Origin of the sequence: Pseudomonas sichuanensis, from assembly GCF_024749065.1 — a bacterium.
Taxonomy (GTDB): Bacteria; Pseudomonadota; Gammaproteobacteria; order Pseudomonadales; family Pseudomonadaceae; genus Aquipseudomonas; species Aquipseudomonas sichuanensis.
On record NZ_CP087185.1, the window covers coordinates 1,058,615 to 1,082,574 of the forward strand.

Annotated in this window: 20 protein-coding genes; 16 read left to right on the top strand and 4 right to left on the bottom strand. The window is 64.8% G+C overall.

From position 1 onward, the window contains the following. The first annotated feature begins 3 nt into the window (after nucleotides 1–3). From murD to lpxC, 9 genes are all read left to right on the top strand, one after another. Complete coding sequence (gene murD / locus LOY51_RS04960) at nucleotides 4–1,350, top strand: UDP-N-acetylmuramoyl-L-alanine--D-glutamate ligase (RefSeq protein ID WP_258644971.1); 1,347 nt, start codon at nucleotides 4–6, stop codon at nucleotides 1,348–1,350. Continuing rightward, nucleotides 1,347–2,561 carry a putative lipid II flippase FtsW gene (gene ftsW / locus LOY51_RS04965; protein ID WP_125857536.1) on the top strand — a complete coding sequence of 405 codons (1,215 nt, stop codon included), beginning with the start codon at nucleotides 1,347–1,349 and terminating at the stop codon, nucleotides 2,559–2,561. Before murD ends, ftsW begins: the two co-directional genes overlap by 4 nt. Continuing rightward, entirely contained in the window at nucleotides 2,551–3,630 is a 1,080-nt protein-coding gene (gene murG, locus LOY51_RS04970) for an undecaprenyldiphospho-muramoylpentapeptide beta-N-acetylglucosaminyltransferase (protein WP_125462722.1), read from the top strand. The genes ftsW and murG overlap by 11 nt, the downstream gene beginning before the upstream one ends. After that, nucleotides 3,623–5,071, top strand: coding sequence for a UDP-N-acetylmuramate--L-alanine ligase (gene murC / locus LOY51_RS04975; protein ID WP_125462723.1), 1,449 nt, complete (start codon nucleotides 3,623–3,625; stop codon nucleotides 5,069–5,071). Before murG ends, murC begins: the two co-directional genes overlap by 8 nt. Next, complete coding sequence (locus LOY51_RS04980) at nucleotides 5,068–6,024, top strand: D-alanine--D-alanine ligase (protein WP_125857537.1); 957 nt, start codon at nucleotides 5,068–5,070, stop codon at nucleotides 6,022–6,024. Before murC ends, LOY51_RS04980 begins: the two co-directional genes overlap by 4 nt. 5 nt (nucleotides 6,025–6,029) lie before the next feature. Further along, nucleotides 6,030–6,899 (top strand): cell division protein FtsQ/DivIB, encoded by an 870-nt coding sequence (locus tag LOY51_RS04985; RefSeq protein WP_153788216.1) that lies wholly within the window; start codon nucleotides 6,030–6,032, stop codon nucleotides 6,897–6,899. 14 nt (nucleotides 6,900–6,913) lie between these two features. Beyond that, nucleotides 6,914–8,176, top strand: a complete 1,263-nt coding sequence (gene ftsA, locus LOY51_RS04990; protein ID WP_110991616.1) for a cell division protein FtsA — start codon at nucleotides 6,914–6,916, stop codon at nucleotides 8,174–8,176. 55 nt (nucleotides 8,177–8,231) lie between these two features. Then, the gene (gene ftsZ / locus LOY51_RS04995) at nucleotides 8,232–9,428 is read left to right on the top strand and encodes a cell division protein FtsZ (protein WP_110991615.1); all 1,197 of its coding nucleotides are present in this window, start codon (nucleotides 8,232–8,234) and stop codon (nucleotides 9,426–9,428) included. A 114-nt stretch (nucleotides 9,429–9,542) separates the two neighbouring features. After that, complete coding sequence (lpxC, locus tag LOY51_RS05000; protein ID WP_110991614.1) at nucleotides 9,543–10,454, top strand: UDP-3-O-acyl-N-acetylglucosamine deacetylase; 912 nt, start codon at nucleotides 9,543–9,545, stop codon at nucleotides 10,452–10,454. A gap of 239 nt (nucleotides 10,455–10,693) precedes the next feature. Here the strand turns inward: lpxC and LOY51_RS05005 are convergent, their stop codons facing one another. Then, complete coding sequence (locus tag LOY51_RS05005; RefSeq protein WP_258644978.1) at nucleotides 10,694–11,149, bottom strand: DUF721 domain-containing protein; 456 nt, start codon at nucleotides 11,147–11,149, stop codon at nucleotides 10,694–10,696. A 360-nt stretch (nucleotides 11,150–11,509) separates the two neighbouring features. Here LOY51_RS05005 and secA point away from each other — a divergent pair, with 360 nt between their 5' ends. The 4 genes from secA (at nucleotide 11,510) to LOY51_RS05025 (ending at nucleotide 17,296) form a co-directional block, all read left to right on the top strand. Next, the gene (gene secA, locus LOY51_RS05010; protein ID WP_125857539.1) at nucleotides 11,510–14,245 is read left to right on the top strand and encodes a preprotein translocase subunit SecA; all 2,736 of its coding nucleotides are present in this window, start codon (nucleotides 11,510–11,512) and stop codon (nucleotides 14,243–14,245) included. Between the two features lie 161 nt (nucleotides 14,246–14,406). After that, the gene (gene argJ, locus LOY51_RS05015; protein WP_125462728.1) at nucleotides 14,407–15,624 is read left to right on the top strand and encodes a bifunctional glutamate N-acetyltransferase/amino-acid acetyltransferase ArgJ; all 1,218 of its coding nucleotides are present in this window, start codon (nucleotides 14,407–14,409) and stop codon (nucleotides 15,622–15,624) included. Nucleotides 15,625–15,722: 98 nt separating this feature from the next. Next, the gene (locus tag LOY51_RS05020; RefSeq protein ID WP_125857540.1) at nucleotides 15,723–16,355 is read left to right on the top strand and encodes a glutathione S-transferase family protein; all 633 of its coding nucleotides are present in this window, start codon (nucleotides 15,723–15,725) and stop codon (nucleotides 16,353–16,355) included. Further along, nucleotides 16,352–17,296 carry a Nudix family hydrolase gene (locus LOY51_RS05025; RefSeq protein ID WP_125857541.1) on the top strand — a complete coding sequence of 315 codons (945 nt, stop codon included), beginning with the start codon at nucleotides 16,352–16,354 and terminating at the stop codon, nucleotides 17,294–17,296. Before LOY51_RS05020 ends, LOY51_RS05025 begins: the two co-directional genes overlap by 4 nt. A gap of 83 nt (nucleotides 17,297–17,379) precedes the next feature. Here the strand turns inward: LOY51_RS05025 and LOY51_RS05030 are convergent, their stop codons facing one another. Genes LOY51_RS05030 through LOY51_RS05040 form a run of 3 tightly spaced genes read right to left on the bottom strand, consistent with a single transcriptional unit; the run spans nucleotide 17,380 to nucleotide 20,920 of the window. Then, nucleotides 17,380–17,943, bottom strand: coding sequence for a cob(I)yrinic acid a,c-diamide adenosyltransferase (locus tag LOY51_RS05030; RefSeq protein WP_258644995.1), 564 nt, complete (start codon nucleotides 17,941–17,943; stop codon nucleotides 17,380–17,382). Between the two features lies 1 nt (nucleotide 17,944). Then, on the bottom strand, nucleotides 17,945–19,966 hold the full coding sequence (locus LOY51_RS05035) for a sensor histidine kinase (RefSeq protein WP_125857543.1): 2,022 nt from the start codon (nucleotides 19,964–19,966) through the stop codon (nucleotides 17,945–17,947). Nucleotides 19,967–20,002: 36 nt separating this feature from the next. Further along, complete coding sequence (locus tag LOY51_RS05040; RefSeq protein WP_125857544.1) at nucleotides 20,003–20,920, bottom strand: putative 2-dehydropantoate 2-reductase; 918 nt, start codon at nucleotides 20,918–20,920, stop codon at nucleotides 20,003–20,005. 102 nt (nucleotides 20,921–21,022) lie between these two features. Here LOY51_RS05040 and LOY51_RS05045 point away from each other — a divergent pair, with 102 nt between their 5' ends. The 3 genes from LOY51_RS05045 (at nucleotide 21,023) to LOY51_RS05055 (ending at nucleotide 23,918) form a co-directional block, all read left to right on the top strand. Next, nucleotides 21,023–21,508, top strand: coding sequence for a YajQ family cyclic di-GMP-binding protein (locus tag LOY51_RS05045; protein ID WP_125857545.1), 486 nt, complete (start codon nucleotides 21,023–21,025; stop codon nucleotides 21,506–21,508). Between the two features lie 118 nt (nucleotides 21,509–21,626). Continuing rightward, nucleotides 21,627–22,466 (top strand): mechanosensitive ion channel family protein, encoded by an 840-nt coding sequence (locus tag LOY51_RS05050; RefSeq protein ID WP_125462735.1) that lies wholly within the window; start codon nucleotides 21,627–21,629, stop codon nucleotides 22,464–22,466. Between the two features lie 207 nt (nucleotides 22,467–22,673). Then, nucleotides 22,674–23,918, top strand: a complete 1,245-nt coding sequence (locus tag LOY51_RS05055; protein WP_125857546.1) for an MFS transporter — start codon at nucleotides 22,674–22,676, stop codon at nucleotides 23,916–23,918. The last annotated feature ends 42 nt before the right edge of the window (nucleotides 23,919–23,960 follow it).

Sequence of the window (23,960 nt, forward strand, 5' to 3'; positions counted from 1 at the left end):
AGCGTGTCACTGATCGCTTCCGACCAATTCCGCATCGTTGTCGGCCTCGGCAAGAGCGGCATGTCCCTGGTTCGCTTCCTGGCGAGCCGGGGCATTGCCTTTGCGGTCGCCGACACCCGCGAGCAACCGCCGGAACTGGACACCCTGCGCCGTGATTACCCGCAGGTGGAAGTGCGCTGTGGCGAGCTGGATGTGGACTTCCTGTGCCGCGCCAGCACGCTGTACGTGAGCCCCGGCCTGGCCCTGGCGACCCCGGCGCTGCAGCAGGCAGCGGCACGTGGCGTGACGCTGTCCGGTGACATCGAGCTGTTCGCCCGTTACGCCAAGGCGCCGATCGTGGCCATCAGTGGTTCCAACGCCAAGAGCACGGTCACCACCCTGGTCGGTGAAATGGCCGCCAAGGCGGGCAAACGTGTGGCGGTCGGCGGCAACCTCGGCACGCCGGCGCTGGATTTGCTCGATGACAGCGTGGAGCTCTACGTGATGGAGCTGTCGAGCTTCCAGCTGGAAACCACCGACCAGCTCAATGCCGAAGTGGCCACGGTGCTGAACATCAGCGAAGACCACATGGACCGCTACAGCGGCCTGCCGGCCTATCACCTGGCCAAGCACCGCATCTTCCGCGGCGCCCGGCAGGTGGTGGTGAACCGCCAGGACGCGCTGAGCCGCCCATTGCCGGTGGAAGGCCTGCCGTGCTGGACCTTCGGCCTCAATACGCCGGACTTCAAGGCCTTTGGCCTGCGCGAAGTCGACGGCGAAAAATACCTGGCCTTCGAATTCCAGACGCTCATGCCGGTGCGCGAGCTGAAGATTCGCGGTGCCCACAACCAGAGCAACGCCCTGGCGGCCCTGGCCCTCGGCCATGCCGCCGGGCTGCCGTTCGCGCCCATGCTCGAAGCCCTGCGCGAGTTCAAGGGCCTGGCCCATCGCTGCCAGTGGATCCGCGAGCGCAACGGCGTGAACTGGTACGACGATTCCAAGGCCACCAACGTCGGTGCCGCACTGGCTGCTATCGAAGGCCTGGGGGCCGATATCGAAGGCAAGCTGGTACTGATTGCCGGCGGTGACGGCAAGGGTGCTGACTTCGCCGCCCTGCGCGCGCCGGTGGTGCAGCATTGCCGCGCGGTGGTGCTGCTGGGCCGCGATGCCGAGCGCTTGGCGCAAACCCTTGGCGATGACGTGCTGCAGGTGCGAGTGAAAACCCTCGATGAAGCGGTGCAGCGCTGCGCCGAGCTGGCCCAGCCCGGCGATGCCGTGCTGCTGTCGCCGGCCTGCGCCAGCCTCGACATGTTCAAGAACTTCGAAGAACGCGGGCGCCTGTTCGCCCAGGCGGCGGAGGGGCTGGCATGATCTTCGGCATCCTCAAGCCGTACCCGTCGCCGCTGATCAGCGGCCGTGGCATCGACCTCGACTTCCCGCTGCTGGCCGGCTGCCTGGCGCTGCTCGGCCTGGGCCTGGTGATGATCACCTCGGCGTCCTCGGAAGTGGCCGCGGTGCAGTCGGGCAACCCGCTCTATCACATGTTCCGCCACCTGGTGTACGTCGTCCTCGGCCTGGGCGCCGGGGTGATGACCATGATGGTGCCGATCGCCACCTGGCAGCGCATGGGCTTCATGATGCTGATCGGCGCCTTCGGCCTGCTGGTGATGGTGCTGGTGCCCGGTATCGGCCGCGAAGTGAACGGTTCGATGCGCTGGATCGGCTTCAGCTTCTTCAACGTCCAGCCTTCCGAGATCGCCAAGGTCTTCGTGGTCATCTACCTGGCCGGCTACCTGGTGCGCCGACAGACCGAAGTTCGCGAAACCTGGATGGGCTTCTTCAAGCCGTTCATCGTGCTGCTGCCGATGGCCGTCCTGCTGCTGATGGAGCCGGACTTCGGCGCCACCGTGGTGATGATGGGCGCCGCTGCGGCCATGTTGTTCCTGGGCGGGGTGGGGTTGTTCCGCTTCTCGCTGATGGTGGTGCTGGCGGTGGTGTCGGTGGTGGTGCTGGTCCAGGCCCAGCCGTATCGGATGGCGCGCCTGATCACCTTTACCGACCCGTGGTCCGACCAGTTCGGCTCCGGCTACCAGCTGACCCAGGCGTTGATCGCCTTTGGCCGCGGCGAGTGGCTGGGCGTGGGCCTGGGCAACAGCGTGCAGAAGCAGTTCTACCTGCCCGAAGCGCACACCGACTTCGTGTTCTCGGTGCTGGCTGAAGAGCTGGGCGTGGTCGGCTCGCTGCTGACCGTCGCGCTGTTCGTCTTCGTCACGGTGCGCGCCCTGTACATCGGCCTGTGGGCCGAGAAGGCCAAGCAGTTCTTCGCCGCCTACATGGCGTTCGGCCTGGCCTTCCTGTGGATCGGCCAGTTCCTGATCAACATCGGCGTGAACGTCGGCCTGCTGCCGACCAAGGGCCTGACGCTGCCGTTCCTCAGTTACGGGGGCAGTTCGCTGGTGATCTGCTGCGCCTGCGTAGGGTTGTTATTACGCATCGAGTGGGAGAGCCGCACGCACCTGGGCAGCGAGGAACACGAGTTCAACGAACACGATTTTGCCGAGGAGACCAATCATGGCCGCTGACGGCAAGAACGTATTGATCATGGCCGGCGGTACCGGCGGCCATGTGTTCCCGGCATTGGCCTGTGCCCGCGAGTTCCAGGCCCGTGGCTACAGCGTGCACTGGCTGGGCACCCCGCGCGGCATCGAGAACGAGCTGGTGCCCCAGGCCGGCTTGCCCCTGCACCTGATCCAGGTCAGCGGCCTGCGCGGCAAAGGCAAGCTGTCGCTGCTCAAGGCGCCGTTCACCCTGGTCAAGGCCGTGCTGCAGGCACGGCGTATCGTCCGTGAGCTCAAACCGGTCTGCGTGATCGGCTTCGGCGGCTACGTGACCGGCCCTGGCGGTGTGGCCGCGCGACTGTGCGGCGTGCCCCTGGTGATCCACGAACAGAACGCCCGCGCCGGTACCGCCAATCGTCTGCTCGTGCCGCTGTCGGCGCGGGTGTGCGAGGCGTTCCCGGGCACCTTCGCCGCCAGCGACAAGCTGCGTACCACCGGCAACCCGGTGCGTGCCGAGCTGTTCATGGATGCGCAGCGCGCACCCCTGGCCGATCGCCGCGCGCGCCTGTTGGTCATGGGCGGCAGCCTGGGTGCGGAACCATTGAACAAATTGTTGCCTAAGGCCCTGTCCGAGGTGCCCGCGAACCTGCGGCCCGAGGTGTTCCACCAGGCCGGCAAGCACCATGCGCCGATCACCGCCGAGCGTTATCAGGAGGCGGGGGTCGAGGCGCAGGTAGAACCGTTCATCAAGGACATGGCCCACGCCTATGGCTGGGCCGACATGGTGGTCTGCCGGGCCGGTGCCCTGACCGTCAGCGAACTCGCGGCGGCAGGCCTGCCTTCGATGCTGGTGCCCTTGCCCCACGCCATCGACGACCACCAGACCCACAACGCCAACTATCTGGCTCGTGAAGGCGCTGCCTTCCTGATGCCGCAAGCGACAACTGGCGCAGCGCAGCTCGCTGAACGCCTGAACGAGGTGCTGATGCAACCCGAGAAACTCAACACCATGGCCGGCACCGCGCGTCGCCTGGCCAAACCTGCCGCAACCAGCACCGTGGTCGATATCTGCCTGGAGGTGGCCCATGGTTGAAAGCCAGAAAGCCATGCCGCAGCCCAAGATGGGCCGTATCCGCCGTATCCACTTCGTCGGTATCGGCGGCGTGGGCATGTGCGGTATCGCCGAAGTGCTGCTGAACCTGGGCTATGAAGTGTCCGGTTCCGACCTCAAGACCTCGCCGGTCACCGAACGCCTGGAATCGTTCGGCGCCGAGATCTTCGTCGGCCACCGCGCCGAGAACGCCGCCAGCGCCGATGTGCTGGTGGTGTCCAGCGCGATCAACCCGGCCAACCCGGAAGTCGCCACTGCGCTCGAACGCCGCATCCCGGTGGTGCCGCGTGCCGAGATGCTCGCCGAGCTGATGCGCTATCGCCACGGTATCGCCGTGGCCGGCACCCACGGCAAGACCACCACCACCAGCCTGCTGGCCTCGGTGTTCGCCGCCGGTGGCCTGGACCCGACCTTCGTCATCGGTGGCCGATTGACCGCCGCCGGCACCAATGCGCAGCTGGGCACCAGCCGCTACCTGATCGCCGAAGCCGACGAAAGCGATGCCAGCTTCCTGCACCTGCAGCCGATGGTTGCCGTGGTCACCAACATCGACGCCGACCACATGGCGACCTACGAAGGTGACTTCAACAAGCTGAAGAAGACCTTCGTCGAGTTCCTGCACAACCTGCCGTTCTACGGCCTGGCCGTGATGTGCCTGGACGACCCGGTGGTGCGCGAGATCCTGCCGCAGGTCAAGCGCCCGACGGTCACCTACGGCTTCAGCGAAGAGGCCGACATCCGCGCCATCAACGTGCGCCAGCAGGGCATGCAGACCCACTTCACCGTGCTGCGCCGCGACTGCGAGCCGCTCGAGGTGTCGGTGAACATGCCGGGCAACCACAACGTGCTCAATGCCCTGGCCACCATCGCCATCGCCACTGACGAAGGCATCAGCGACGAGGCCATCGTCCAGGGCCTGTCCGGCTTCCAGGGCGTCGGTCGACGCTTCCAGGTGTACGGCGAGCTGCCGGTCGAAGGCGGCAGCGTGATGCTGGTCGACGACTACGGCCACCACCCGACCGAAGTTGCCGCGGTGATCAAGGCCGTGCGCGGCGGCTGGCCAAGCCGCCGCCTGGTGATTGTCTACCAGCCGCACCGCTACAGCCGTACCCGCGACCTGTACGACGACTTCGTGCAGGTGCTGGGCGACGCCAACGTGCTGCTGCTGATGGAGGTCTACCCGGCCGGCGAAGAGCCGATCCCGGGCGCGGACAGCCGTCAGCTGTGCCACAGCATCCGCCAGCGCGGCAAGCTGGACCCGATCTACATCGAACGTGGCGCCGAGCTGGCGCCGCTGGTGCAGCCGCTGCTGCGCGCCGGCGACATCCTGCTGTGCCAGGGTGCCGGTGATGTCGGCGGCCTGGCCCCGCAACTGATGAAAAGCCCGCTGTTCGCTGGCGCCAAGCAGGAGAAGTCGAAATGACCAGCGCCTACGACACGCTGCATTCCACCCTCGACGTCACAGCCTTCGGCCGCGTCGCCGTGCTGTACGGCGGCAAGAGCGCCGAGCGCGAGGTGTCGCTCAAGTCCGGCGCCGCGGTGATCGAGGCGCTGACCAGCGCCGGTGTCGACGTGGTCGGCATCGACGTGGGCGATGACCTGCTGACGCGGCTGCAGAACGAGAAGATCGACCGCGCCTTCATCATCCTCCACGGCCGTGGTGGTGAAGACGGCAGCATGCAAGGCCTGCTCGAGTGCCTGGGCATCCCCTACACCGGCAGCGGCATCCTCGCTTCGGCCCTGGCCATGGACAAGCTGCGCACCAAGCAGGTGTGGCAGAGCCTGGGGATTCCAACCCCGCGCCACGCCGTGCTGGCCAGTGAGCAGGATTGTGTTGCCGCCAGTGCGGAACTGGGCTTCCCGCTGATCGTCAAACCTGCCCATGAAGGTTCGAGCATCGGCATGGCCAAGGTGAACAGCGAGCAGGAACTGATCGCCGCCTGGCAAGACGCCGCCAAATACGATTCGCAAGTACTGGTCGAGCAATGGATTCACGGCCCGGAGTTCACCATCGCCGTGCTGCGTGGCCAGGTGCTGCCGCCGATCGCGCTGGGCACCCCCCACGTGTTCTACGACTACGACGCCAAGTACATCGCCAATGACACCCAGTACCGCATCCCGTGCGGCCTGGACAGCGTCAAGGAACAAGAGCTGATCGACCTGACCGCGCGTGCCTGCGATGCCATCGGCATCGAAGGCTGGGGCCGGCTGGACGTGATGCAGGACGAGCAGGGCCGGTTCTGGCTGCTCGAAGTCAACACCGCACCTGGCATGACCGATCATAGCCTGGTGCCCATGGCGGCCCGCGCGGCCGGCCTGGACTTCCAGCAACTGGTGCTGGCGATCCTGGCCGACAGCGTAGCGACGCGAGGTTAACAGCCATGCAAGGCGCGATGATACGTCAGCAGCAACCCGTCCCCGGCCGCAGCAAGCCGGTGCCGCGTGGTGCCAGCCGACTGGTGGCTGACGAGCCCGTATCGGCGCGCCTGCCCCGTCCCAACTTCGGCGGCCTCAAGCGCCTGTTGTGGCCGGTGCTGCTGGTGGCTGCAGGCTTTGGCGCCTATGAAGGCGCCATCCGCCTGATGCCGTACGCCGATCGGCCGATCACCAAGATCGCCGTGCAGGGCGACCTCAGCTACATCAGCCAGCAGGCGGTGCAGCAGCGTATCGCGCCCTACGTGGCGGCGAGCTTCTTCACCGTAGACCTGACGGCCATGCGCGTCGAGCTGGAACAGATGCCGTGGATCGCCCACGCCGAAGTGCGCAGGGTCTGGCCGGATGAAGTGGTGATCCGCCTGGAAGAACAGTTGCCGGTGGCGCGTTGGGGTGACGAGGCCCTGCTCAACAACCAGGGCCAGGCCTTCACCCCGCGCGAGCTGGCCAACTACGAGCACCTGCCGCAGCTGTTCGGGCCGCAGCGGGCTCAGCAACAAGTCATGCAGCAGTATCAGGTATTGAGCCAGATGCTGCGCCCCATGGGCTTTTCCATCGCTCGCCTGGAGCTGCGCGAGCGAGGCAGCTGGTTCCTGACCACTGGCGCGGGCAGCGCCGGGCCAGGCATCGAACTGCTGTTGGGGCGCGACCATCTGGTGGAGAAAATGCGCCGTTTCATTGCCATTTACGACAAAACGCTTAAAGACCAGATCACCACTATCGCCCGCATCGATCTGCGTTACGCCAACGGTCTGGCCGTTGGTTGGCGGGAACCGATTGCACCGACGACGGCCCAACCCGCCGTTGCGAAGAATTAGAGAGAGGCAGGACCATGGCAAACGCGCATAGCGGCAAAATGATCGTCGGGCTGGACATTGGCACCTCCAAGGTGGTGGCGCTGGTGGGTGAAGTCGGCGAAGACGGTACCCTGGAAATCGTCGGTATCGGTACTCACCCGTCCCGCGGCCTGAAGAAGGGCGTGGTGGTGAACATCGAGTCCACCGTGCAGTCGATCCAGCGCGCCGTGGAAGAGGCCCAACTGATGGCCGGTTGCCGTATCCACTCGGCATTCGTCGGCGTGGCCGGCAACCACATCCGCAGCCTGAACTCCCACGGCATCGTCGCCATCCGCGATCGCGAAGTCAGCACCGCCGACCTTGAGCGCGTACTCGACGCGGCCCAGGCCGTGGCGATTCCGGCCGACCAGCGCGTGTTGCACACCCTGCCGCAGGACTACGTGATCGACAACCAGGAAGGCGTGCGCGAGCCACTGGGCATGTCCGGCGTACGTCTGGAGGCCAAGGTCCACGTGGTCACCTGCGCGGTCAACGCCGCGCAGAACATCGAGAAGTGCGTGCGCCGCTGTGGCCTTGAGATCGACGACATCATCCTCGAGCAGCTGGCCTCGGCGTACTCGGTGCTGACCGACGACGAGAAAGAGCTGGGCGTGTGCCTGGTGGACATCGGTGGTGGCACCACCGACATCGCCATCTTCACCGAAGGCGCGATCCGCCACACCGCGGTGATCCCGATCGCCGGCGACCAGGTCACCAACGACATTGCCATGGCCCTGCGCACACCTACGCAGTACGCCGAGGAAATCAAGATCCGCTACGCCTGCGCCCTGGCCAAACTGGCTGGCGCCGGCGAGACCATCAAGGTACCGAGCGTGGGCGACCGCCCACCGCGCGAGCTGTCGCGCCAGGCCCTGGCCGAGGTCGTCGAGCCCCGTTACGACGAGCTCTTCACCCTGATCCAGGCCGAGCTGCGCCGCAGCGGCTACGAGGATCTGGTGCCGGCTGGCATCGTCCTCACCGGCGGTACCGCGAAAATGGAAGGCGCCGTGGAACTGGCCGAGGAAATCTTCCACATGCCGGTACGCCTGGGCGTACCGCACAGCGTTCGGGGGCTGAGCGACGTGGTGCGCAACCCGATCTATTCCACCGGCGTGGGCCTGCTCACCTACGGGCTGCAAAAGCAGTCCGAGGACCTGTCCCTGACCGGCATCAGCAACAGCAGCAACAACAGCTATGGCGATGAACCGAAGGCCCCGGTGCTTGAACGACTCAAGCGTTGGGTCCAGGGCAACTTCTAAGTTTCAAAGCAGTAGTGGTAGGCGCAATAACTAGAGAACTGTAAGGAGAGGGAAAATGTTCGAGCTCGTAGACAACGTCCCGCAAAGCCCGGTCATCAAGGTGATCGGTGTGGGCGGTGGCGGCGGCAACGCCGTTAACCACATGGTCAAAAGCAACATTGAAGGCGTCGAGTTCATCTGCGCCAACACCGATGCCCAGGCGCTGAAAAACATCGGCGCGCGCACCATTCTGCAACTGGGTACCGGCGTGACCAAGGGCCTGGGCGCAGGTGCCAATCCGGAAGTCGGCCGTCAGGCCGCGCTGGAAGACCGTGAGCGCATCGCCGAAGTGCTGCAGGGCACCAACATGGTGTTCATTACCACCGGCATGGGTGGTGGTACCGGTACCGGTGCTGCGCCGATCATCGCCGAAGTGGCCAAGGAAATGGGCATCCTCACCGTTGCGGTGGTGACCCGTCCGTTCCCGTTCGAAGGCCGCAAGCGCATGCAGATCGCCGACGAAGGCATCCGCATGTTGGCTGACAGCGTCGACTCGCTGATCACCATCCCCAACGAAAAGCTGCTGACCATCCTGGGCAAGGATGCAAGCCTGCTGTCCGCCTTCGCCAAGGCCGACGACGTGCTGGCCGGCGCCGTGCGCGGCATCTCCGACATCATCAAGCGCCCTGGCATGATCAACGTCGACTTTGCCGACGTGCGCACCGTGATGAGCGAAATGGGCATGGCCATGATGGGTACCGGTTGCGCCAGCGGCCCGAACCGCGCCCGCGAAGCCACCGAGGCGGCGATCCGCAACCCGTTGCTCGAAGACGTCAACCTGCAGGGCGCCCGCGGCATCCTGGTGAACATCACCGCAGGCCCGGACCTGTCGCTGGGTGAGTACTCCGACGTGGGTAGCATCATCGAAGCCTTCGCCTCCGACCACGCCATGGTCAAGGTGGGTACCGTGATCGATCCGGACATGCGCGACGAACTGCACGTGACCGTGGTCGCTACTGGCCTGGGTGCGCGCATCGAGAAGCCGGTCAAGGTGGTCGACAACACCCTGCAGACCGCTCAGCAGGTTTACGAGTCCTCCAACCCGGCCCCGGTTCGCCAGGAGCAGCCAGCCGTCAACTATCGTGACCTGGAGCGCCCGACTGTCATGCGCAACCAGGCCCATGCAGGTGCCGCGGCGGCCGCTAAACTCAACCCTCAGGACGATCTGGACTACCTGGATATCCCTGCGTTCCTGCGTCGTCAGGCCGATTGATGGAATTTATCAGGGGTATAAGGGTGATTGGTGTTCAGCAAAGGCCGGGTCTGTTATCATCCCCAGCCTTTGTTGATACCTGTTCGCATTATTTGCGCTGAAGCGGCCAATGCCATGATTAGACAACGCACCCTGAAGAATACCATCCGTGCCACGGGCGTCGGCCTGCACTCCGGGGAGAAGGTCTACCTGACCCTCAAGCCTGCGCCTGTCGACACCGGCATCGTCTTCCGCCGCGCCGACCTCGACCCTGTGGTCGAAATCCCGGCGCGCGCGGCCAACGTCGGCGAGACCACCATGTCTACGACGCTGGTCAACGGTGACGTCAAAGTCGATACGGTCGAGCACCTGCTCTCCGCCATGGCGGGCCTGGGCATCGATAACGCCTACGTCGAGCTCTCCGCCTCGGAAGTGCCGATCATGGATGGCAGCGCCGGACCTTTCGTATTCCTGATCCAATCGGCCGGCCTGGAAGAACAGGACGCACCGAAGAAGTTCATTCGCATCCTGCGCGAAGTGACAGTGGAAGAGGGCGACAAGCGCGCCACTTTCCTGCCGTTCGACGGGTTCAAGGTGAGCTTCGAGATCGACTTCGATCACCCGGTCCTCAAGGGCCAGACCCAAAGCGCGTCTGTAGATTTCTCCAGCACTTCGTTCGTGAAGGAAGTCAGCCGCGCACGGACCTTCGGGTTCATGCGTGACATCGAGTACCTGCGCAAGCACAACCTTGCGCTGGGTGGCAGTGTCGAGAACGCCATCGTGGTCGATGAGACCGGCGTACTCAACGAAGACGGCCTTCGCTCCGAAGACGAATTCGTCAAGCACAAGATCCTCGATGCCATCGGCGACCTTTACCTGCTGGGCAACAGCCTGATCGGCGAGTTCAAGGGCTACAAGTCCGGCCACTCGTTGAACAACCAGCTGCTGCGCAAGCTGATTGCTGAAACTGACGCCTGGGAAGTGGTGTTCTTCGAAGATGCCAGCACGGCACCGATCTCGTACATGCGCCCTGTTGCGGCTGTGTAAGTTCGAACACTCTCTAGTTGTTGATCAAGGCCACCTTCGGGTGGCCTTTTTTATTTTCGCATTCAGTCGCTGCACGGCTTCTGTAGTAAGAGCAACTGTCTTACTCAACTGCTAAAGCTAGCGCGATCCCTGTGGGAGCGGGCTTGCCCCGCGAACACGGGCGAAGCCCGTGCCATCCACCGCAGCGCATGCTTCCCGGGTAAACCCGCTCCCACAGGCCGCAGTCAGTTCGGACGTGTTCAGTCTTTGTGCTGGGCGTGCGCGGCCAGCCGTTCCAGCGCGGCCTTGAGCTTCGGATCGCTGATGCCTTCGGCTGAGCCGCGGATACTTTCGGCGGCAGTTTCCGAAAGTTCCGGCCCCTGACCCTCGCGCTTGGCCGACACCAGCGGCGGCTGCACCTTGAACAGGATCCGCGTCAGGTTGGCAAAGGCTTCCAGCGCCAGCAACTGACGCTGCAGGCGCTTCTGCTGGTAGCGCAGGCGGGTGGCCCAGTGGCCGTCGGTGACCACCAGCAACAAGGTGCCCTCTTTCCACGACGCCACATGGCAATGCTCGCGGGCGGCCGGTTGCAGCTGGCTTTCCAGCAGGCGCTGCAGATGCTCCAGGCGCTCGGCCTGGTTGAGCAACAGGCGCAGCGGCCGGGCCTTGCGCAGCAGGTCGGCGGGGGGGCGGGCGGGGGAGGGTTTGTAGGCCATGAGTACGCAGGGGGTTACAAAACCGGCAGTCTAACAGTTGCGACCTCATCGCGGGGCAAGCCCGCTCCCACGCGTCACCGTGGGAGCGGGCTTGCCCCGCGATAGCGTTCGATCAGGCAGTGACAGTCACTTATTGATGCAAGTCATTCTCGATACGTTTCATCTTCCGCCACCTTGAACTTGGCGAAAAAGCCCTTATGTTAGGCAGGCCCCATACATACGCTGTGCCAGTATCGTGGAAATCCACCACTTTCCTCACAATCGTTTCCGGGTAGAATGCTCGTTCGCATGCGGCCTCTGGGCTGCACGGGCGACTCATGGGGCCGCCCTCCATCCCTACGTGTGGAAGATCCTGCCGATATGTTTGCGCCTTTGTTAAAGAAACTTTTTGGAAGCAAGAACGAGCGCGAGATCAAACGCCTGCTCAAGACGGTGAGCACCGTCAATGCCTTCGAAGAGAAGATGGTGGCCCTCTCCGACGAACAGCTGCGGGGCAAGACCGCAGAGTTCAAAGAGCGCCTGGCCAAAGGCGAAACCCTCGACCAGTTGTTGCCTGAAGCCTTCGCCGTGGCCCGTGAGGCCGGCAAGCGCGTGATGGGCATGCGTCACTTCGACGTTCAGCTGATCGGCGGTATGACCCTGCACGAAGGCATGATCGCAGAAATGCGTACCGGTGAAGGCAAGACCTTGGTCGGTACCCTGGCCGTTTACCTCAACGCGCTGTCCGGCAAGGGCGTGCACGTGGTCACGGTCAACGACTACCTGGCCCGCCGCGACGCCAACTGGATGCGCCCGCTCTACGAATTCCTCGGCCTGACCGTGGGTATCGTTTCGGCATTCCAGCCGCCGGAAGAAAAACGCGCCGCCTACGCCGCCGACATCACCTACGGCACCAACAACGAATTCGGCTTCGACTACCTGCGCGACAACATGGCGTTCAGCGTCGACGAGAAGTTCCAGCGTGAGCTGAACTTCGCCGTGATCGACGAAGTCGACTCCATCCTCATCGACGAAGCGCGTACCCCGCTGATCATCTCCGGTCAGGCCGAAGACAGCTCCAAGCTGTACATCGAGATCAACCGCCTGATCCCGCGCCTCACCCAGCACATCGAGGAAGTCGAAGGCCAGGTGACCCAAGAGGGCCACTACAGCATCGACGAGAAGAGCCGCCAGGTCGAACTCAACGAGGCCGGCCACCAGTTCATCGAGGACATGCTCACCCAGTCCGGCCTGCTGGCCGAGGGCGAGAGCCTGTACTCCGCGCATAACCTGGGCCTGCTGACCCACGTCTACGCCGGCCTGCGCGCGCACAAGCTGTTCCACCGCAACGTCGAGTACATCGTCCAGGAAGGCCAGATCCTCCTGATCGACGAGCACACCGGCCGTACCATGCCGGGCCGTCGCCTGTCCGAAGGCCTGCACCAGGCCATCGAAGCGAAGGAAAACCTGAACATTCAGGCCGAAAGCCAGACCCTGGCTTCCACCACCTTCCAGAACTACTTCCGCCTCTACACCAAGCTGTCCGGCATGACCGGTACCGCCGACACCGAAGCGTTCGAGTTCGCCCAGATCTACAACCTCAACGTGATGGTCATCCCACCGAACAAGCCGTTGGCCCGTAAGGACTTCAACGACCTGGTGTACCTGACCGCCGATGAGAAGTACGCCGCGATCATCGCCGACATCAAGGAAAGCATGGCCCAGGGCCGCCCTGTGCTGGTCGGTACCGCGACCATCGAAACCTCCGAGCACATGTCCAACCTGCTCAAGAAGGAAGGCATCGATCACAAGGTCCTGAACGCCAAGTACCACGAAAAAGAGGCCGAGATCATCGCCCAGGCCGGTGCTCCGGGCGCGCTGACCATCGCCACCAACATGGCCGGCCGTGGTACCGACATCCTGCTCGGCGGTAACTGGGAGGCCGAAGTCGCCGCCCTGGACAACCCGAGCGCCGAGCAGATCGCCAAGATCAAGGCCGACTGGCAGAAGCGTCACCAGCAGGTCCTGGAAGCCGGTGGCCTGCACGTGATCGCCTCCGAACGCCACGAATCGCGCCGTATCGACAACCAGCTGCGGGGCCGTGCCGGCCGCCAGGGTGACGCCGGCTCCAGCCGCTTCTACCTGTCGCTGGAAGACAGCCTGATGCGCATCTTCGCCTCCGACCGGGTGAAGAACTTCATGAAGGCCCTGGGCATGCAGTCCGGTGAAGCCATCGAGCACCGAATGGTCACCAACGCCATTGAAAAAGCCCAGCGCAAGGTCGAAGGCCGCAACTTCGATATTCGTAAGCAACTGCTTGAATACGATGACGTGGCCAACGAACAGCGCAAGGTGATCTACCACATGCGCAACAGCCTGCTGGCCGCCGAAAACATCGGCGACACCATCGCCGAGTTCCGCCAGGAAGTGCTCGATGCCACCATCAGCCAGCACATTCCGCCGCAGTCGCTGCCTGAGCAGTGGGACGTTGCCGGCCTCGAGGCTTCGCTGGCCAGCGATTTCGCCATCAAGCTGCCGATCCAGCAGTGGCTCGACGAGGACGATCACCTCTACGAAGAAACGCTGCGCGAGAAGCTGATCACCGAGATCACCAGCGCCTACAACGAGAAAGAGGACCAGGCTGGCGAAGACGCGCTGCGTACCTTCGAGAAGCAGATCCTGCTGCGTGTACTGGACGACCTTTGGAAAGACCACCTGTCGACCATGGACCACCTGCGTCATGGCATTCACCTGCGTGGTTACGCGCAGAAGAACCCGAAGCAGGAGTACAAGCGCGAGTCGTTCACCTTGTTCCAGGAACTGCTGGACTCGATCAAGCGCGACACCATCCGCGTGCTTTCGCATGTTCAGGTACGCCGCGAAGACCCGGTCGAAGAAGAAGCCCGCCTGCGCCGCGAAGCAGAGGAACTGGCCAGCCGCATGCAGTTCCAGCACGCTGCCGCCCCTGGCCTGGAAAGCGAGCAACTGGCTGAAGAAGGCGCCGAAGTGGCCGTGGCCGCCGCGCCTGTGCGTAACGACCTCAAGCTGGGCCGCAACGAGCCGTGCTGGTGTGGTTCGGGCAAGAAATTCAAGCACTGCCATGGTCAGATCGAGTGATCTGATCTCACCATTGGCTTGAGATCCCGGGGCTGCGTCGCAGCCCATCGCGACACAAGGCCGCTCCTACAGGAATCGCAACAACCCTGTAGGAGCGGCCTTGTGTCGCGAAAGGGGCGCAAAGCGCCCCCCAATTCCCCAAAATTTCTAGGAGCGCTCTAATGGCTGTTGGTCTTGGTCCTTTGCCCACCCTGCACCCGGTTCCCGGTTTCGAACTCGGCATCGCCTCGGCGGGCATCAAGCGCCCCGGGCGCAAGGATGTGGTGGTGATGCGCTGTGCCGAAGGCTCCAGCGTTGCCGGCGTGTTCACCCTCAACGCGTTCTGCGCCGCACCGGTGATCCTCTCCAAGCAGCGCGTGCAGGGCACCGTGCGCTACCTGCTGACCAACACCGGCAATGCCAACGCCGGCACCGGCGCCCCAGGCCTCGCCGCCGCTGAGCGCACCTGCGCCAAACTGGCCGAACTGACCGGCGTGCCTGCCGAGTCGGTACTGCCTTTCTCCACCGGCGTGATCGGTGAGCCGCTGCCAGTCGAGAAGATCGAAGGCGCGTTGCAGGCAGCCCTCGACAACCTGTCCGAGAACCACTGGGCCGAAGCCGCCACCGGCATCATGACCACCGACACCCTGCCCAAGGGTGCCAGCCGCCAGTTCCAGTTCGACGGCAAGACCATCACCGTCACCGGTATCAGCAAAGGCGCCGGCATGATCCGCCCGAACATGGCCACCATGCTCGGCTACATCGCCACCGACGCCAAGGTCGCGCCGCAGGTGCTCAAAGACCTGATGCTCGACGGCGCCAACAAGTCGTTCAACCGCATCACCATCGACGGCGACACTTCGACCAACGACTGCTGCATGCTGATCGCCACCGGCAAGGCCGACGTGCCGGAAGTGACCGAAGCCCGCGGCGAGCTGTTCGAGGCGCTGAAAAAGGCCGTGTTCGAAGTGTGCATGGACGTGGCCCAGGCCATCGTGCGTGACGGCGAAGGCGCCACCAAGTTCGTCACCGTGCAAGTCAACGGCGGCGGCAACCACCAGGAATGCCTGGACGTCGGCTACGCCGTGGCCCACTCGCCGCTGATCAAGACTGCGCTGTTCGCCTCCGACCCGAACTGGGGCCGCATCCTCGCCGCGGTAGGCCGTGCCGGCGTGCCAGAGCTGGATGTCAGCCTGATCGACGTCTACCTCGACAACGTCTGCATCGCCAGCCAGGGCGGCCGCAGCCCGAGCTACACCGAGGCGCAGGGTTCTGCCGTGATGGCCCAGGAAGAGATCACCATCCGCATCGAACTGGGCCGTGGCCAGTGCAGCGAAACCATCTGGACCACCGACCTGTCCCACGAGTACGTGAAGATCAACGCCGAATACCGCACCTGATCCAACCCATCGCGGGGCAAGCCCGCTCCCACGATTTTCGGCGTGGGAGCGGGCTTGCCCCGCGATGCTCCCTCTGCCATGAAACATGGAGCCGCCCCATGAGCTATCACCTGATCATCGGCGACAAGCTGTATTCCTCCTGGTCGCTGCGCGGCGCCCTGGCCCTCGAACTGGCCGGCGCGCCCTACCAAGAAACCCTGGTCAAACTCAACCAGCCCGACACCCGCCAACGCCTGCTGGCGTTCTCGGCCACCGGCAAGGTACCGCTGCTCAAGACCGAGCACGGCGTGATCGCCGACTCCCTGGCCATCGCCGAGTACCTCAACGAACAGCATCCTGACGCCAGGCTCTGGCCTGAAGACGTCGCCAGCCGCGCCCAGGCGCGCTCGGCCTGCGCGCAGATGCACAGCGGCTTCTTCGCCCTGCGCGGTGCCATGCCGTTCGACCTGTCCCGCGACCAGGCGCTGGAGAACATGCCGCTGGACGTGCAAGTCGATATCGACCGCATCGTCGCCCTGTGGTCCGAGTGCCGCCTGCTGGCCAAGGACCAAGGCCCATTCCTGTTCGGCCGGCCGACCCTGGCCGATGCCTTCTTCGCCCCGGTGGCCGTGCGCCTGCGCACCTACCGCGTTGCAGTGCCCGCCGAAGCGGCGGCCTACATCGAAACCATTTACCAGTGGCCGGCCTTCCAGGCCTGGCAGCAGGCTGGCCTGGCGGAGCGTGCAGGGTGAAGCGGATTCATGTAGTTGCCGCCGTCATCCGAGGCGCCGACGGGCGCATCCTGATCGCCCGCCGTGCCGACACCCAGCACCAGGGCGGCCTGTGGGAGTTCCCCGGCGGCAAGCTGGAGGAGGGCGAGGGCGTCGAGGCGGCACTGGCCCGTGAGCTGCGCGAAGAGCTGGGTATCGAGGTCAGCCGTTCGCGGCCGCTGATCAAGGTCAGCCACGACTACCCGGACAAGCAGGTGCTGCTGGATGTGCGCGAGGTGGATGCCTTCACCGGCGAGCCCCATGGCGCGGAAGGCCAGCCGTTGGCCTGGGTGGCGCCCCGCGACCTGGGCCAGTACGACTTCCCTGAAGCCAACAAGCCGATCGTCGCCGCCGCGCGCTTGCCGGATCAATACCTGATCACGCCGGACGGGCTTGAGGTGCCGGAGCTGCTCAAGGGCATCCAGAAGGCGGTGGCCAATGGGATCAAGCTGATCCAGCTGCGCGCCCCGGACATGTACGACCCCAAGTACCGCGACGTTGCCGTGGATGCGGTCGGGCTGTGCGCCGGCAAGGCACAACTGATGCTCAAGGGGCCGTTGGAGTGGCTGGGCGACTTTCCGGCGGCCGGTTGGCACCTCACGGCGGCGCAGCTGCGCAAGTACGCCGCCAAAGGCCGCCCGTTCCCCGAGAACCGCTGGCTGGCGGCGTCCTGCCACAGCGCCGAAGAGTTGGCGCTGGCCGAGCAGATGGGCGTGGATTTCGTCACCCTGTCGCCGGTACAGGCGACCCAGACGCATCCGGATGCCACACCGCTCGGTTGGGATGAGGCGCAGCGCTTGATCGGCACGATCAGCCGCCCGGTGTTCCTGTTGGGTGGGGTCGGGCCGGGTGAGCGGGAGCAGGCCTGGGATGCCGGGGCACAAGGTGTTGCCGGGATTCGGGCGTTCTGGCCTGAGATCTGAGTGCGCTGGCAATCGCGGGGCAAGCCCGCTCCCACGCTAGAGTGTGTAACTGGCGTGGGAGCGGGCTTGCCCCGCGATGCTTTTCAGGCCGGCTTTGTGGCTGCCTGCCACAGCACTTCGGCTACGCCCTGCCGCCGCCCGATAATCCGCGCGGCCACGAACAACAGATCCGACAACCGGTTGATATACGCCAACCCCACCCCCTCCAGTGGCTCAACGGCATTCAGCTGCTGACACCGCCGCTCCGCCGCCCGTGCCTGGCTGCGGCACACATGGGCCTGTGCCACCAGCGCCGAACCACCCGGCAGGATGAAGTTCTTCAACGGCCCCAGCTCATCGTTCCAACGATCGATGGCCGCTTCGAGGCGCTCGACCTCGGCAGCGGTCAATGCTTGATAGCTGGGCATGGCCAGCTCGCCACCCAAGTCGAACAAGCGGTGCTGACACGGCGCCAGTACCTCGACCAGCTCTTGCAGGCCGGCCTCGGCCAATCCGGCAAGCAATACTCCAAGCTGGCTGTTGAGGCTGTCCATCTCGCCGATCGCCTCGATTCGCGGATGGTCCTTGGGCACCCGGCGGCCATCGCCCAGGCCGGTTTCACCCTTGTCGCCGGTGCGGGTGTAGATCTTCGACAGGCGATAGCCCATGTCACGTCTCCGTTTTGGTGGTGGCCGGCAGGCCGAGGGGCAGGCGCAGGGTGAAGCAGGTGCCCTGGCCGGGCGTGGAGTGCACTTCCATCTGCCCTTTGTGGTTGTTGGTAATGATGAAGTACGAGACCGACAGCCCAAGGCCGGTGCCCTGGCCGATCTCCTTGGTGGTGAAGAATGGCTCGAAGGTGCGCTTGCGCACGGTCTCGGGCATGCCCACGCCATTGTCCTCCACCTGGATTTCCGCCCAGGGCGGGTTGAGCCGGGTGCGCAGGGTGATTCGCCCCGGCTCGCTGGGCTGCGGGCGCTGGTGGATGGCCTGGGCGGCGTTCTTCAGCAGGTTGAGCAGCACCTGCTCCAGCTCGTTGGCGGTGCCGGGCACCGCCCCGAGTTGCGGGTCGAACTGGCGGACGATGGCCTGGCCCTTGAAGTCGAAGCCGATGGCCAGGTCGAAGTCGTTGCCGGCGATTTCCACCGCCTGGTCGATCAGCGCCGGCAGGTCGCAGGGCGCCAGCTGACGGTTGCTGAGGCGGCTGAAACTGAGCATGTGGGTGACGATCTTCGCCGCCCGGGCGCCGGCCTGCTGAATGCCGTCGAGCAGTTGCGGCACTTCGCGGCTGTCCAGGTAGCGGTTGACGGCCGGCAGGTCCAGACCCAGCTCGGTGGCCTGTTCCTGGTTGCGTGGCAGCTCCGGCGACAGGCGCCGGCGGATGTTCTGCACGTTGTGCAGGATCGCTCCCAGCGGGTTGTTGATCTCATGGGCCATGCCTGCAGCCAGGCCACCGACCGAGAGCATCTTTTCCGACTGCACCATCATTTCTTCCAGCGACAGGCGCTGGGTGATGTCGTCGATACGGATCACCACGCCACGGCCGCCGCCGCCGGTCAGCGGGTAGAAGGTCAGGGCGTAGTGGCGCAGGTCGTCGCCCTTGGGCCAGGTGACCCGCTCGATTTTTGCCACCCGGTGCTTCTCGACGCTTTCCTTGAGCTGCGGCAAAAACGGCTTGAGCGGCGCGAAGGCCAGGAAGATCGGCTGGTTCAGCGCCTCGTCCAGCGGTGTGCCGGAAAGCACCGTGGCTTCGTGGTTCCACTGGGTGACGTAAAGCTGCTCGTCGAGGGCGATCAGCGCCGAAGGCATGGAGTCGATGATGCTGTTCAGGTAGTTCTGGAAACCCGTGAGTTTCTTTTCGATCTTGCTGCGCACCTGGACTTCCAGCTCCAGCTTGCGGTTGGTGTGGCGGGTTTCTTCCGCCAGGCCCTGGGCCTGGTCGTAGGCCTGCTGGAACTCGTCGCGGGCGCCCTTGAGCTGCTGCTCGCGGGCTTCGATGCGCGACAGCATGGTGTTGAACGCATCGGCCAGGCTGCCGATCTCGTCATCGTTGCCGCGCTGGGCCCGCAGGGCGTAGCTCTCTTCCCGGGTGACCTGGCGCGACAGTTCTTCGAGGTTGTTGATCGGCAGGGTGATCAAGCGCTTGATCTGCCGGGCGATGACCAGCCACAGCAGGATGCTGAATATCAGGATCGCCAGGCTGGCGGAGAGGGTGCCGGTGTAGAACGCCATCGGCAGCTCGCTGCTGGCCACCAGCAGCAGGTGCGCGGGCGGGTTGGCGTTGCGCGGCAGGCGGATCAGCTGGGTGCTGCGAAACTCCATCAGGCGCCAGCCGTCGATGTTGCGATAACGCTTGGGCAGGGTGAGGGCGTCGCCGTGCTGGAGCTGGGCGAGCATCTGCCCATCGCCACCGTAGATGGCCGCCGCGCGCAACGGGGAGTAGCTGTCGAGCTCCTTGAGCAGGGCGCTGGCGGTCTCCGGTGAGTCGCCGGCCCGGGAGGACAGCTGCGGGTTGGACACCAGCTTGCCGATGGTCTGCAGCGCCTGGGGCGCCATGCTTTCCTGGGTGATCCAGTAGGCGGCGCTGATGAACGCCAGGTTGGCGACCAGCAGTATGGTAACCAGCAGCACCAGCAGGGCTGCCAGCAGTTTCTGCCCGACCGGGAGGTTTTCCAGGCGTTGGCGCAGGCTCATGAGTCAGGGGGTGTCCATGTCCGGTGGATGGGCCAGTCAGTCGCTGGGCAGGCCGCGGGCCTTCAGGCTATCGACCAGGCGCCGTTGCAGGTGTTCCAGCCGTGGCGCGCTTGCCCCGTGCCGGGCGGCGGCGCGGCAGGCGTGACCGAGCAGGTAATGGACCTCGGTGCGCCGGCCATGACGGACATCCTGGTACATGGAAGAGTAGTTGGCGGCGGTGGCGAGGATCACCCGTTGCACTTCTTCCTTCAGGTCGTTGGCGGCCTCGGGCTGGCCGCAGCGCAGCAGCAGGTTGGCCAACTCGTCGCACAGCTGGTCGACTTCGGTCAGGTGCCCGAGCAGCCCGCCGTTGTGGCAGTCGTGCAGCACGGTCAACGGGTTGATGGCGCAGTTGAGCGCCAGTTTGCGCCACAACCGCGAAAGGATGTCGACGCTCCACTGGGCGGGAATACCGGCGTCGTGGAGGTCGTCGAACCACGCTGGCACGGCGGGGTTGAGCGGGTTGCCCAGCCAGTTGAAGCCATGGCCGGCGAAGCGCACCTGCCAGTCCGCCTCGCGGAACGCGCCCTCGGTGCTGGAGGCGAAGATGCAATGGGCATGGGGCACCTGGTCGGCCACCTCATCCTGGCTGCCCAGGCCGTTCTGCAGCAGTACCAGTTCGGCACCCTCGGCCAGCCGTGGGGCCAGGCGCGCCACGGCGGGGGCCGCGTCATAGGCCTTGCAGGCCACCAGTAAACGGTGGATCGGGCCGGTGGCATCGTGGGTTTCGCCGGGGATCGCGTAGAGGCTGCGCTGGTCCTGTTCGACCAGGGTCAGCCCGCCGACGGCCTGATAGGCCGCCAGGCGCTGCTCGTCTCGCAGGATCAGGCGGACCGCCTTGCCGGCGCGGGCCAGGCGGCAGGCCCAGAGGCTGCCGAGGCTACCGGCGCCGAGAATATGCCAGGTGCTGCTCATCTGCGTTTCGCAACCCGTTATAATGAGCCCGCATTTTAACCCCCTAACCCTGACGCGCTCCATCTTCAAGCTGAGCGCGCTGTTTTTTTATGGAGAACCGCCATGCCTTCGTTCGACGTGGTATCGGAACTGGACAAGCACGAAGTCACCAACGCCGTGGACAACGCGGTGAAGGAACTGGACCGCCGCTATGACCTCAAGGGCAAGGGCAGCATCGAGTTCAAGGACAAGGAGCAGACCGTGCTGCTGACCGCCGAGGCCGAGTTCCAGCTCGAGGCGATGGTCGAAATCCTGCGTCTGGCCCTGGTCAAGCGCAAGATCGACGTCAAGTGCCTGGAAGTGAAGGACGCCTACCCATCCGGCAAGGAGATGAAGCAGGAAGCCAAGTTCCGCGAAGGCATCGACAAAGACCTGGCGAAAAAGATCGTTGCCCACATCAAGGACGCCAAGCTCAAGGTCCAGGCTTCGATCCAGGGTGAGCAGGTACGCGTCACCGGCAAGAAGCGTGACGACCTTCAGGAGGCGATTGCTGCGTTGCGCGCCAAGGAATTCGACATGCCGCTGCAGTTCAACAACTTCCGCGACTGATCGAGGCAGGGCAGGAACCTTGATGGCTCAATGATGTCCATCGGTTCCTGCGGTCGCTGCATGCTGTGCGGCCCGTTTCAATGTGTTTTTTGCCGCTTGGCATCAGGAGAGCAAGACGATGGATTTGAATGCAGAGGTCGACCAGCTGGTTCGCCAGTCGCAGACTTGGGTACCGCTGATCATGGAATACGGCAGCCGCCTGCTGCTGGCCTTGCTGACGCTGGCGATCGGCTGGTGGATCATCAGCAGGGTCAGTGCTCGGCTGGGCAAACTGGTTGGCCTGAAGGCCGACGCGGCGTTGCAGGGCTTCATCAGCACCCTGGCCAACATCGTGCTGAAAGTACTGTTGATGGTCAGCGTGGCGTCGATGATCGGCATCGAGACCACCTCGTTCGTCGCCGCCATAGGTGCCGCCGGCCTGGCCATCGGCCTGGCCTTGCAGGGCAGCCTGGCGAACTTCGCCGGGGGCGTGCTGATCCTGATGTTCCGCCCGTTCCGCATCGGCGACTGGATCGAAGCCCAGGGCGTGGCAGGCACCGTGGACAGTATCCAGATCTTCCACACCGTGCTGCGTACCGGTGATAACAAGACGGTCATCATGCCCAACGGCAGCCTGTCCAACGGCATCATCACCAACACCAACCGTCAGCCGACCCGCAAGGTGGTGTTCGACGTGGGTGTCGACTATGACGCCGATCTGCAGAAGGCCCGCAATGTGCTGCTGGAGCTGGCCCAGGACCCGCGTGTGCTGCAGGACCCGGCGCCGCAGGCGGTGGTGTCGACCCTGGGTGACAGTTCGATCACCGTGTCGCTGCGCATCTGGACCAAGACGGCCGACTACTGGGACGTGATGTTCATGCTCAACGAGCATGCCCGTGACCGGCTCAAGGCCGAAGGGATCGACATTCCCTTTCCGCAGCGGGTGATCCGTGTGGTGCAGGAGACTGCCCTGCAATAAACCTGCTTCGACAGTCGGGGCCGCTGCGCGCCCCTTCGCGGGTAAACCCGCTCCCACAGGGTTCACGCTTAACCTGTGGGAGCGGGTTTACCCGCGAAGGGGCGCGCAGCGGCCCCGGCTTTTTCTGCCCCTTACACTTGCTCACAGCAATCTGCCGTCATTTCTGGCATATAGCCTGACCCCACCCGTCCCCACCTGATATTGATCATGAAACCACTGCTGTACATCACCCCCCTGCGAGCCTTGCTGTTCGGCCTGACCCTGGCGCTGTTCGAGCTGCTGACCTACCTGGCCAGCGATGCCGTGATGCCCGCCATGCCGGTCGTAGTCGGCGACCTGGACGCCAGCCCGGAATTCATCCCCCACGCCCTCAACCTGTACCTGCTGGGCGGGGTGGTGCTGCAATGGCTGATCGGCCCGCTCGCCGACCGTTACGGCCGGCGCCCGCTGCTGCTGACGGGCTGCCTGTTCTTCGGCGTGGCTTGCCTGGCGACGTTCTGGGTACATGACATCGGCCTGTTCAACCTGCTGCGCCTGCTGCAGGGCATCGGCCTGGGCTTCGTGGTCACGGTCAGCTACCCGGCCCTCAACGAGGCGTACAGCGAGGCCGACGCGGTGCGCATGATGGCGTTGCTGGCCAACATCGCCCTGCTGTCGCCGTTGCTCGGGCCGCTGGTGGGCACCTTGATGCTGCAGTGGCTGGACTGGCGCTGGCTGTTCGTGGCGTTCGCGGTCGGTGCGGTGCTGTGCTGGCTGCTGCTGTACCGCTTGATGCCGGAAACTCTGGGGGTGGAACGCCGCGACGGCTCACGCCTGCCGTTCACGCCGATCCACCTGCTGCCGCTGTTGGCCGGCTATGGTCAGTTGCTGGCCAACCGCCGGTTTGTCGCGGGCAGCGCGGCGCTGGGCCTGGTCGGGTTGCCGCTGATCGGCTGGATCGGCCTGTCGCCGGTGCTGCTGATCCACGACGAAGGCCTGAGCACGATGGACTACGCACTGTGGCAGTTGCCGGTGTTCGCCGGGCTGATCCTCGGCAATCTGATCATCAACCGCATCGCCGATCGCTATCCGCTGCCGGCACTGGTGCGCGGGGCCCTTTGGCCTTACCTGGCGGGCCTGTCGTTGATGGTCGCGGCGACCTGGTACTGGCCGACAGTTACCAGCGTGGTGGCCGGCATGTCGCTGTACGCGCTGGGGTTGGGTGTGGCCAACGCGGTGCTGTACCGCATGACGCTGTTCGCCAGCGAACAGAGCAAGGGGCTGGTGTCGGCGATGCTGGGGATGATCACCATTGCCTTGCTGGGGCTGGGGGGCGCTGTGCTGGCGATGCTCGGAGCGGGTGCCAGCCTGATGCACTTCGCCGTGGCGGCAGGCATTGCCGGGGCGCTGGCGCTGTGGCCGTTGTGGTTCGTGGTGGGCAGGCGCTCCGGGGAAGGGGCCGTGGCACAGTAGAAGCATCGCGGGGCAAGTCGCAGCGGCGGTGCGCCGCTGCGA